The sequence below is a fragment of the Arsenophonus nasoniae genome, assembly GCF_004768525.1.
GTDB lineage: Bacteria > Pseudomonadota > Gammaproteobacteria > Enterobacterales > Enterobacteriaceae > Arsenophonus > Arsenophonus nasoniae.
The window spans coordinates 1,682,695-1,692,467 of sequence record NZ_CP038613.1; the positions used below are offsets into that span (position 1 = coordinate 1,682,695).

Below are 9,773 nucleotides of genomic sequence, written 5' to 3' on the forward strand. Positions count from 1 at the left end.
CTCCTTGTTAACATTTGCTGAAAAGTTAGGACGTGTGCCCAAGTGCCTCTTGGTGTCCGATTACAGTCATCACGGACGGGTAAACGCAATCAAACTATATTTAGCTATATAAATAGATAATTTATAGTGTGTTGACTGTCCCACGAGCGCAGAGCCGCATTCACACATCCTGAAATTGATTGTGGGTTAAAAATAATGCAAATTTATTAATACACTAATTTTATTTTACCCTCCCTATAAAGAGGCTGTCGCAAAAGGGGGATTTATAATAAAAATAATTTAATTTTTTCTTTAAAATTAAAATATTGAAATCATTAAAAACATGATATTACCTCTTTTGCGACAGCCTCTAAATAAGGAGGATATTTTAAGTAATATTCGATAAGGGATTAAACGACCTACTATTTGACCAAGAAAGTTACTGCAATTAGAGAATAATCATCAATACTAGTATTTTTATTTATTCTTCTTTGTAAGCTGGAAGCGAAGCGTATAGGATTGTTTAGTGTTTCAATAGAAAATCTGGGGCGCTTCTCCCAAAAATGATGAGCACCATCTGACATGATGTACAAATTCAAAAGCCCATCATTTTCAGTAAGTTCAGAAACTGGATAACATAGCTTCTGGTATTGAAGCTCAACGATTCTCGATATAGCCGTTGTGAGTTTATTTTTTCCTTTAATATTTTTTAACTCTTTTTTTGTATATATTTTTTCATCTAATAGACTTTGATGTACTGTATGATCTTTAGATAATTGGATTAGTTTATTTTTATTTTTTACATAAATTCTTGTATCACCAATATGTCCTATGTGGACATTATCGTTGTTAACATAACAAAAAGTTAGGGTTGTTGCGGAATGATATAAATCAGGATTTTCATTTGAAATTTTAAAAATCTCATCTTTGATAGCGCTGAATATAAAATCTATATCTATATTATGGTCTAGAACCATTTTTGATAGGTGATTAATAGCTATTTGAGAGGCTAGTTTAGCACCTTTATATGAACCCACACCGTCAGCTATGGCAAAGATATAGCCGTTACCTATTTTTGAAGGAGGCAAAATAGAATCCTGATTTTCCTTGGTATCGTCTTTGCCATAGGAGAAGAAACCACAGTTTAACAGCTCTATCATTGCTCCCTCCTTTCAATTACTTTGTTAAAAGCAACTAACATTTCTGAAACGGATCCATATCTATCTTTAGGTCTTAGATGAGTACTTTTACGTATAATTTCATCAATCCCGTCAATCTCTGCGATGCCGATTTCATCCATTATAACGCCAAGTGCGTAGATATCTGACTGTATACTATATTCTCCCCTCTTCGCTTCAGGTGACATATAATCTACAGTCCCTAACGCAACTTGAATCTTTGTTAATACCTCTGATTCAGATTCGTTATTTGAGTTTTTTATTAAGCCAAAATCTGATATTTTATAAACATCATTGTTAAATTTTAGAATATTAGCGGGTTTTAGATCTCTGTGAAGATATTCTTTCTGATGAACATAACTGACTCCATTTAAAATCATTTTTGTTATTTCCATTTTTTTATTTATATCTAATGTATTTTCAGAAAGTTCTTTTCTGAGATCTGTTTGAGAAAGTTCCATGACGAACCAAGGATTGTCAATTTCCATTTAAATTAATGAGTAACCAATTAATTATTTCAAAATCTTGCCGTCACATCTCCAGATGTGAGAATAGGGTGACGAATCTTCGTCTTTACTGAATACAAAGCCACTTTAGGCAAACAGCAATTATCAAAAAAGTCATAAACTTTAGTAGGACGAATTGATATTGCTTTTTCTACACGATTAATCACTTTTCTTTTTAGTGAAAGGACAGGGCGTTTAGTGTTTAGCGTTGTTTGTTGCTGAGAGGGTTTGCTTGGATTTAAGGCTGCTTTCAGTGCCATATTAAGTGCTTTGTTATAGAGATAGGCTGCTTGTTTAGCTCTTCTCCGCTCCTGTCTCCGACGGCGAGCATTATCATAACCATGAAAGTTACACATATTACCTCCTGACAATGGGTTTTGGTGGTGTGTGCCGGAGGTATCCGGATTAGATTTACAGTCATATTGGTAGTACCCTGGTGTTGGTTTTTAACTTAGCGACTGTATTTTTGTTATTTCACACACCCCAAAACCGACTGTTTGGGTGTTTTGTGGTTACGCTTTTTCAGCGAAAGAGTGTTAAAGAGCGGTACTGCTTAATTGCATTTAAATTTATTGCGCCTGTCTTTTCACCACATCAGGCTCGGTGGTATCCTTGTTGTTCTCTACAACAACAAAGAAGAAAAAATTATGTCTAAAAAAAATGATATTCCCACGTTTCCTATTGCTGGTTGGAAAATCGGTCCTTTACCGGGTTACGATGCGCTGGCGTTGAAATTTCAATTTCTTTCGTCGCCTATGCAGTCAATTAATGAAGCTCAGGAAACTCAGTTCTTTATTATTAATCCACAGATGGCTCGAACACTAATTGCTGATCTAACCAAACATATTGACACCTTGGAAAAGTCTGCCATTCAATCTCCTCAAGGAGATACCCACTAACTAAAAACACAGTACTAACAGCTTTTTGTTCAAAGCGCCTAACTTCATAGGTGCTTTTTACATTCGTCATATTTTAAATCCTTATGAATTACTGTCGTCACTTGCCTTCATGTTCATACGCCTCAGGCTGGCTACTTAGCAACGTCTGGCAAAGTTTCAGATAACTCGGAGTATTGTCTGGCGTTTGCCTGTTGCAGTGAGTTGATGGACAGGATAATAGTCTTTTCTATTTTAATTGTCAATCGTAAAAACGATTAAAAGTAATGAATTTAAATAACTAAATAATAATATAGTGTTTTTTATCTAAAAAACGATTGCTGTTAATTTTGAAATGAAAAGTAGATTTGGAATGTATAAATTGGTTGAAGACTACTAAATGCCCACTTGGATAGCGGGCTGGTTATGTGTTTAATCGATTTTACTTGCTACATAATAGACTTTCCCTATTATTAACAGCTCTGATGCAGAAACGATCAATTCTGGGTAATCATCAGATTTATAATTTTTTAATTTGATTTTATTTTCGGGCAAACTGTAAAGTCCGCGTATCATAAATACACCACCATAAGATACTAAATAAATCTTACCATTTTTAATATCTTTTATGCTCGTATCCAGTGCAACGGTAGAGTTTTCTTGAATAATCGGTGACATGCTGTCATCAGGTGCAATTATTGATATTGAATCTTTAATTGAGCTTCTGGTTTCTTCAACTATATTTTTAGGTATTAAAAACATAGAATAAGTGTCCTTTTCACCCCTAACGCTAGGGGAAAGCACCCACTCAATGCGGTTATATAATTTTAGTTTGACAACATTATTATCTTTTTCATCAGTTTTACTCTTGTCCGTGTAATGCGATACAGAATCAATAATTAATTGATTATTAGATTTAATACCGTGAGCTTTCATCGTTCCAATACCATCTGAAAGCCATTCAGGATTAACATCTAAAACTTTTGCTATTTTTATTAGTTTTTTTGTTCCTAATGCGCCGCCACTCGTCAGTCGCCATACGCTTGATTGAGCCATTCCAACAGCTTTAGCTAAAGCGCCTTGACTGAATCCTTTTTCTTGCATTGCTTGCTTGAGTCTCTCTGAAAAGCTCACCTAAATAACCCCACGAAGATATTTGATCAAATAATATCGCATTAACGATATATACGCAAAATAGCAAATACGATTGACAGTTTATTAATTGATTCTTATAATCGGTTTTATCTATAGGAGATTCGATTAATGAAAAATTATGGAATAGAAGCTGCTATTAAAATAGCCGGAAGTCAGAAGGCATTAGCAAAAAAATGCGGATTGGCTCAATCGACTATTTGTGATTGGTTAAATGGTAAAAAACCAGTATCTCCCAAATCTGTACCTGATTTAGTTGAAGTCACGGGAGGTACAGTTCCAGCTTATCGTTTTAGACCTGATTTACCAAAGTTATTCCCTCATCACTGAAAGTGAATAATAAATAATTACAATTTTTAGTACCACCGCTCTTTAACAACCTGGCCTCCCTGAAATTGGGAGATTTATAAATTCCCAGCCCATCGGGAGGGAATACTATTATCTGAAACTTATGGAATTAAGTGTAGAACAGAATTGCTGCAAAGACTATCAAATCATTTTGTCTGTATGCTATTTGATTTGCGGGTTTTTGAGTATTTTCTTGCAGAATAGAGATAAGTATTAGGTAAGCAACAGTTATCAAATGGAGTTAATAAAACCCTCAAGTGAGGGTTTACACAAAAAATTTTACGAAGTTTATCAAGGTTTAATTGGTAGAACAGCATTAATTTCTTTGGGATGAATGGTATACATTCCTCCATTAAATGGATCAACGACTAACCAACCAATTAATCCACCAAAGACTATATTACCTCCAATATACCATCCATTAGCACTATTTTTTAGTGGTAGAGTAACTTGGTTGAATCCATCCTTTGTTAAGGTTATTTCGTAGCTTTTTTTTCCAAAATAACTACCGTCAGACTTTTCTAAAGTTACTCCTTGTGGGGTTTTGCCATGAGAAATGATGGCTCCTCTTTCGTCTTTAATAGTAAATTCAGCATCAGTTGGATTACTTTCAATTTGTATTCTTTGCGTTTTTTCGCCTACTATAGTTGCACAACCACTAAGGAATGTTATGTAAATCAATGAAAGTGCTATAGCTAGTTTATGCATTAAATAATCACCTTATTTTATTTTCCAAGTTAATTCGCTTAGTAAAAGTTAGGTATTATGCATTATCAAACTCTTGCTGTTAAGTCTCTTGATTCCAGAATAGGTTGTCGATATTTATTTTTGACTAAATACAAAGTTGATTTAGGCAAACAACAGTTATCAAATGAAGGCTGAGGCTTTTGTCTTTTAGATTGAGAGTGAGTGATGCAATGGTATTAACGGTGTCATCTTGCTTGTTAAATATGGAATCAAGGATTTGCTCTGTAGAACGGACTTGGCATTTTTGTTCTGCTTCCTGACGTTTTTTAGCGAGAAATGCAGCTCTACGTTCATATCTACGTTGTGCGTAGTTACTGCGTTTAATGACGGTAATTTGTGTCATATTGACCTCCAAAGTAAGTTTTAGCTGTGGTATAGCCACACCAAAACTCACTCAATGATGGTTGATTCAAGAGTGCCTGAATCCGTTCTAAGATGTTAAAGAGCAATAATACTTAGTTACTGATGACGTCACTTACCTTCATGTTCATACGCCTCAGGCTGGCTACTTAGCAACGTCTGGCACAGTTTCAGATAACTCGGAGTATTATCTGACTTTTGCCTGTTGCAGTGAGTTGATGGAATTATTAAATATGAAACTTAAATTTAAGTCAATATTAAATTTAATTAAAGGTAAGTTTTAAACTTATCAGTTAGATTAACAATATGATTTTATTTAAAAAATAAATTTAGAATTGATTGATAGAGGGTTTTTGCTTTTTTATGAGGGAAAAGACGAGGATTTTATTAAAATTTTACCTTTACAAGGATTTGTTTATGTTTTTCTTTTGTAAAAGTTCTTTTAATAGTTTGTCGTAATAATATTTTTTTTCAGTCAAAGTTTTTAAAAGTTCGTTAGATTCACTTTCTGGTAATTCATTGAATAGTTTTAATAATAATTTTTCTTTTTCTGATAATTCAGGTTTCGGGAGGTCTAAGTCATCAATTGAAGCATCACCTTCACCTAAGATCCAAGCCACAGAAACATTTAAATGATCCGCTAATTTTATAGCAGATTCTTTTCCTATGCTTCCCCTTATATACCAACCATTAACAGATTGAGGAGTGACTCCGCAAATTTTTGCCATGTCTGATTTTGTAATTGATTTTACCTCAATAAGTTTATTGAGCCTTTCTGATAAAGGGTTGTTTGTGTTTTTATTTATCATTTTGTTCATATATTAATTTTAAACTTAAAGTTTAAATAATGGAATAAGTTTAAAGTTGACTTTTATTAAGTTTTTTATTTAAATAAAGACTAAAGGAGGAACAATCATGTCTGCCCTAAAGAAAGTTATTAACGTAACAGGCACTGCTACTCGTTTAGCTGCTGCATTAGGTGTTTCAAATATGACAGTTAGTCAATGGAAAAATAAGTATAAAGGTCGTGTGCCTGTCGATCGTGTTTTAGCAATTTACGAATTAACAGGAATAACTCCCCACGAGTTACGCCCTGATATTTACCCAAACCCAACAGATGGTATCCCTGCTGATAAGCAAAATACTATCTGAGTAACACCGTTCTTTAACATTTTGACTCGCTCTAGGCTTTCTTGGAGCCACCACCACCTCATAGGAATATCGAGGAAGGGAATTTTATTACTTAAGGATTATAACCATGGAATATTCAAATACTATCAAAATCACCTGCAAACCTGAGCATTTAGAATCTTACTTCTACCAGAAGATGGCATCAGAAGGCGGCAATAACGGGTTTGCTAAGTCACTCGGGATACACCCATCAACAGCGAGTCGGGATAAAACCAGAATATTTAAATTAGCCTGTCAGGTCGTTTCAGAATACGGCTTGCCAAGGCATGTGGTGAGTGTGCCTGATTCATCGACACAGGAGGTTCTTATCACAAATATCTCAGGTGAAGAGATACGTAAGCTGATAGACATGCTAGAGCATTTGAGATTGCCAAAAAAAGAAGCTCCAGAGTTAAAAAACAATGGAGCCTGCAAATATCATATCGAACGTTGAGTTTAGTTAAGTATTTCAAGGAGAAGGGAAACGGCGAATTTCCCTTTTTTCTTTCAATTTCAGCGAGGTCATTATGCCAAAAAAACGCCGATTTTACCAGTCAAATATTCATAAAAACATTATTAGAGAGAGAGTCAATCGCTCTTTCACAGAGTTAGCCGCCAAAAAGCTAAAAGCCGCATTGGAAGATGCAAAATTAAGGCTTGAACATCGCGAAGAATCCATTAGAGGTAATCAGTATGAGTAGAATAGCAACAAATTGGGTATGGAAAATTAATTTAAAAGCTTCTCAGAAGTTGTTATTACTAGCTCTAGCTGACAGAGCTGATGAACATCATTGTTGCTATCCCAGTATTCAGAGGCTATCAAATGATACTGGGTTAGATAGAAAAACTATTTGCCGACAAATTAACCAAATGATAGCTGAAGGGTTAATAATCGATACTGGAGAGAGAAAAGGAGCAACAAAACAAGTTAAAGTTTTACGATTAAATATAACCGAAGAAGAGTACCAAAAACGGGATGATAAACAGTACCAAAATGGGAACAGTACCGAAATTGGTAACGATCCCAAAAACGGTACTTTGAACAGTACCAAAAACGGTACTTTGAAGGATCCCAAAAACGGTACTCAGAATCTATCAGTAGAACCTAACATAGAATCTAAAGATCTTAACACCCAAAACCCGATTGAAAAAAACCCGATAAAAATATCTCGTTATGCGTTTGAAGGTGAAGTGATTCGACTCAACCAAAAAGATTTTGAACAATGGGCGTCGATATTTTCAGATATTGATTTATTGCAGGAATTGAAACGGTTTGATGTTGAATTCAGCAAAGAAAAACCTAAAAACTGGTTTTCAGCACTGAGCGCAAAACTGAATTATCAAAACGAGACGGCACGCAAACGCAAGCAGCAAAGACAACCTGTAACCAATCAATCAACAATAACCATTGCTAAAAACGGCCTGGTATTTTTCTAACAAAATCATTATGAAACCAATTATCAAATCAATACTCATCCGTGGGTACAACCACGGCTGGCTGAGCGCGGGCATTGTACAATACGGGTTTGACAAATTTAATCTGAGGGAAGCATGATTAGCATTACGGAATTATCTGAGCGGTTGTGGCTTGATGTTGTCAGAGTGGCTAAATATCTCTTACCTGAAGGCAAAAAAGAGGGTCAGGAGTGGGTGGCTGGCTCTGTGCATGGTGAGCAGGGTAAAAGTTTGAAGGTTAATCTCTCTGGCAAAAAGGTTTGGTCAGATTTTTCTGAAGGGACAGGGGGCGATTTACTCGATTTGTGGGTTCAGGTCAGGGGCTGTAGTTTGCATCAGGCGATGGCGGAAGCAAAGCAGTTTCTAGGGATAGCGGATGAATCGGGTACATTTGAAGCAAAAAGGAAAAAACAGTTTAAACGTCCACAACCCGCATCACTGAAAAAAACCGTCCGTAAACCACAAGACTGTTACGAATATCTTCAATCACGAGGCATAGACCGCAAAACGGCAAAAGAATTTCAGGTCAGTGATGGGATTGTCTGGTCACCTGAAGATAACAGGGAATTACCCGCTATCGCGTTCCCTTACAAGCGAGATGGCGAGCTGATACAGGTTAAACGCATTAGCACAGCAAGACCTGATGGGAAGAAAGTTATTTCAGTTGAAGCGGATTGTGAACCGTGTTTGTTCGGCTGGCAAGCGCTACCCAAAGCAACCCGTGCAGTCATATTGTGCGAGGGTGAAATTGACTGCATGAGTTATCACCAGTATGGGTTGAGTGCATTGTCGGTTCCTTTTGGTGGTGGCGGCGGAGCCAAACAACAGTGGATTGAATATGAATTTCACAACCTTGACCGCTTTACTGAAATCTGGTTGTCGATGGACAATGACGAAGTGGGACAACAGGCAGCCCTGGAAATTGCCCGTCGATTAGGAGAATATCGGTGTCGTTTGGTTAAACTGCCCCACAAGGACATCAACGAATGTTTACAGGCTGGTATGACGCAACAGGAAACTGTACACTACCTTGAAACAGCAGCTTATTTTGACCCTGAAGAACTCTGTACAGCGCGAGATTTCTATCAGAGCACGCTTGATGCATTTTACGGCAAAGAGGAATATTTGTTCAAGACACCTTGGGAGTCATTAAATCGGCATTTCAGTTATCGTGAATCTGAGTTAACGCTACTTAATGGAGTCAATGGGCACGGTAAGAGTGAAATTTTAGGGCATGTTCTGTGTGAAGCAATGCGTCAGGGAATGAGAGCCTGTGTTGCTTCGTTTGAGTTAAAACCCGCAACGTTTTTAAAGCGTCTGACCCGTCAGGCGACATGTGCTAAATTACCCTCACAATTAGAAATTGAGTCCGCTTTTAAGTTTTATGATGATAGGCTCTGGTTATTTGGCTTAACAGGGACAGCGAAGTCATCTCGATTATTGGAAATCTTCAGATATGCAAACCGCCGATATGGTATCAATCTGTTTATCATTGACAGCCTGATGAAGTGTGGGCTTGCAGATGATGATTACAACGGGCAAAAATCCTTCATGGATGCATTATGTGATTTCAAAAACAAAACTTCAAGTCATGTTATTTTAGTGACACACAGCCGTAAATCGGAAAGCGAAGAGAAGCCCACAGGGAAAATGGACGTAAAAGGCTCAGGTTCAATCACCGACCTTGCCGATAACCTTTTCATTATTTGGCGAAATAAACGCAGAGAGCGAGCGCTACAGAAGCTAGAGGCCAGTCAACTATTAACTGAAAAAGAGCAGGAATATCTAAAAGAGCCCGCTTCCATATTGTGTTTAGAAAAACAGCGCAATGCTGAGGGGTGGGAAGGAAAAATCTCATTGTATCTGGATAAACAGGCGCATCAATTTTTAGCAGAAGAAAATACAAGCCCTTATAATTACATCGCCAACATGCCAAACAGTGACTATGACCAGGTTTGGATGAACAACAATGTATCTAGAGATTAAACTCAGATTTAACATCT

14 protein-coding genes are annotated in these 9,773 nt (G+C 36.5%); 7 read left to right on the forward strand and 7 right to left on the reverse strand.

Going from position 1 to position 9,773, the window contains the following annotated elements; all coding sequences use genetic code 11:
• Window positions 1–401: 401 nt before the first annotated feature.
• Genes ArsFIN_RS08295 through ArsFIN_RS08305 form a run of 3 tightly spaced genes read right to left on the reverse strand, consistent with a single transcriptional unit; the run spans window position 402 to window position 2,019 of the window.
• The gene (locus ArsFIN_RS08295; protein WP_135677625.1) at window positions 402–1,139 is read right to left on the reverse strand and encodes a PP2C family protein-serine/threonine phosphatase; all 738 of its coding nucleotides are present in this window, start codon (window positions 1,137–1,139) and stop codon (window positions 402–404) included.
• Window positions 1,136–1,618 carry a protein kinase domain-containing protein gene (locus ArsFIN_RS08300; protein ID WP_167876674.1) on the reverse strand — a complete coding sequence of 161 codons (483 nt, stop codon included), beginning with the start codon at window positions 1,616–1,618 and terminating at the stop codon, window positions 1,136–1,138. Before ArsFIN_RS08300 ends, ArsFIN_RS08295 begins: the two co-directional genes overlap by 4 nt.
• A gap of 56 nt (window positions 1,619–1,674) precedes the next feature.
• Window positions 1,675–2,019, reverse strand: a complete 345-nt coding sequence (locus ArsFIN_RS08305) for a transcriptional antitermination N peptide (protein ID WP_135677627.1) — start codon at window positions 2,017–2,019, stop codon at window positions 1,675–1,677.
• Window positions 2,020–2,220: 201 nt separating this feature from the next.
• Between ArsFIN_RS08305 and ArsFIN_RS08310 the strand changes: the two genes are divergently transcribed.
• Window positions 2,221–2,562, forward strand: coding sequence for a bssS family protein (locus ArsFIN_RS08310; RefSeq protein ID WP_246067392.1), 342 nt, complete (start codon window positions 2,221–2,223; stop codon window positions 2,560–2,562).
• Window positions 2,563–2,970: 408 nt separating this feature from the next.
• Here the strand turns inward: ArsFIN_RS08310 and ArsFIN_RS08315 are convergent, their stop codons facing one another.
• A complete protein-coding gene (locus ArsFIN_RS08315; RefSeq protein WP_026824108.1) occupies window positions 2,971–3,672 on the reverse strand; it encodes an XRE family transcriptional regulator in 702 nt (233 codons plus the stop codon).
• A gap of 129 nt (window positions 3,673–3,801) precedes the next feature.
• Here ArsFIN_RS08315 and ArsFIN_RS08320 point away from each other — a divergent pair, with 129 nt between their 5' ends.
• The gene (locus tag ArsFIN_RS08320) at window positions 3,802–4,020 is read left to right on the forward strand and encodes a transcriptional regulator (RefSeq protein WP_026824107.1); all 219 of its coding nucleotides are present in this window, start codon (window positions 3,802–3,804) and stop codon (window positions 4,018–4,020) included.
• A 309-nt stretch (window positions 4,021–4,329) separates the two neighbouring features.
• Here the strand turns inward: ArsFIN_RS08320 and ArsFIN_RS08325 are convergent, their stop codons facing one another.
• From ArsFIN_RS08325 to ArsFIN_RS08335, 3 genes are all read right to left on the reverse strand, one after another.
• Entirely contained in the window at window positions 4,330–4,746 is a 417-nt protein-coding gene (locus tag ArsFIN_RS08325) for a hypothetical protein (protein WP_026824152.1), read from the reverse strand.
• Window positions 4,747–4,870: 124 nt separating this feature from the next.
• Complete coding sequence (locus ArsFIN_RS08330) at window positions 4,871–5,128, reverse strand: hypothetical protein (RefSeq protein ID WP_135677628.1); 258 nt, start codon at window positions 5,126–5,128, stop codon at window positions 4,871–4,873.
• A 418-nt stretch (window positions 5,129–5,546) separates the two neighbouring features.
• A complete protein-coding gene (locus ArsFIN_RS08335; RefSeq protein ID WP_051297211.1) occupies window positions 5,547–5,954 on the reverse strand; it encodes a helix-turn-helix domain-containing protein in 408 nt (135 codons plus the stop codon).
• A 106-nt stretch (window positions 5,955–6,060) separates the two neighbouring features.
• On the opposite strand from ArsFIN_RS08335, the gene ArsFIN_RS08340 reads away from it, so the two are divergent.
• The 5 genes from ArsFIN_RS08340 to ArsFIN_RS08355 all read left to right on the forward strand — a co-directional run bounded on the left by ArsFIN_RS08340 (window position 6,061) and on the right by ArsFIN_RS08355 (window position 9,756).
• Window positions 6,061–6,297 (forward strand): transcriptional regulator, encoded by a 237-nt coding sequence (locus ArsFIN_RS08340; RefSeq protein ID WP_026824218.1) that lies wholly within the window; start codon window positions 6,061–6,063, stop codon window positions 6,295–6,297.
• Between the two features lie 106 nt (window positions 6,298–6,403).
• Window positions 6,404–6,769, forward strand: a complete 366-nt coding sequence (locus tag ArsFIN_RS08345; RefSeq protein WP_135677630.1) for a hypothetical protein — start codon at window positions 6,404–6,406, stop codon at window positions 6,767–6,769.
• A gap of 73 nt (window positions 6,770–6,842) precedes the next feature.
• Window positions 6,843–7,016, forward strand: coding sequence for a hypothetical protein (locus tag ArsFIN_RS26285; RefSeq protein ID WP_167876675.1), 174 nt, complete (start codon window positions 6,843–6,845; stop codon window positions 7,014–7,016).
• Entirely contained in the window at window positions 7,009–7,752 is a 744-nt protein-coding gene (locus tag ArsFIN_RS08350) for a helix-turn-helix domain-containing protein (protein ID WP_135677631.1), read from the forward strand. The genes ArsFIN_RS26285 and ArsFIN_RS08350 overlap by 8 nt, the downstream gene beginning before the upstream one ends.
• Window positions 7,753–7,866: 114 nt before the next feature.
• Window positions 7,867–9,756 (forward strand): toprim domain-containing protein, encoded by a 1,890-nt coding sequence (locus tag ArsFIN_RS08355; RefSeq protein WP_407062029.1) that lies wholly within the window; start codon window positions 7,867–7,869, stop codon window positions 9,754–9,756.
• Window positions 9,757–9,773: the final 17 nt, after the last annotated feature.

Coding starts and splice junctions, on each gene's coding strand:
- ArsFIN_RS08295 (WP_135677625.1), bottom strand. CDS start 1,139: ATGATAGAGCTGTTAAACTGTGGTTTCTTCTCCTATGGCAAAGACGAT.
- ArsFIN_RS08300 (WP_167876674.1), bottom strand. CDS start 1,618: ATGGAACTTTCTCAAACAGATCTCAGAAAAGAACTTTCTGAAAATACA.
- ArsFIN_RS08305 (WP_135677627.1), bottom strand. CDS start 2,019: ATGTGTAACTTTCATGGTTATGATAATGCTCGCCGTCGGAGACAGGAG.
- ArsFIN_RS08320 (WP_026824107.1), top strand. CDS start 3,802: ATGAAAAATTATGGAATAGAAGCTGCTATTAAAATAGCCGGAAGTCAG.
- ArsFIN_RS08325 (WP_026824152.1), bottom strand. CDS start 4,746: ATGCATAAACTAGCTATAGCACTTTCATTGATTTACATAACATTCCTT.
- ArsFIN_RS08330 (WP_135677628.1), bottom strand. CDS start 5,128: ATGACACAAATTACCGTCATTAAACGCAGTAACTACGCACAACGTAGA.
- ArsFIN_RS08335 (WP_051297211.1), bottom strand. CDS start 5,954: ATGATAAATAAAAACACAAACAACCCTTTATCAGAAAGGCTCAATAAA.
- ArsFIN_RS08340 (WP_026824218.1), top strand. CDS start 6,061: ATGTCTGCCCTAAAGAAAGTTATTAACGTAACAGGCACTGCTACTCGT.
- ArsFIN_RS08345 (WP_135677630.1), top strand. CDS start 6,404: ATGGAATATTCAAATACTATCAAAATCACCTGCAAACCTGAGCATTTA.
- ArsFIN_RS26285 (WP_167876675.1), top strand. CDS start 6,843: ATGCCAAAAAAACGCCGATTTTACCAGTCAAATATTCATAAAAACATT.
- ArsFIN_RS08350 (WP_135677631.1), top strand. CDS start 7,009: ATGAGTAGAATAGCAACAAATTGGGTATGGAAAATTAATTTAAAAGCT.
- ArsFIN_RS08355 (WP_407062029.1), top strand. CDS start 7,867: ATGATTAGCATTACGGAATTATCTGAGCGGTTGTGGCTTGATGTTGTC.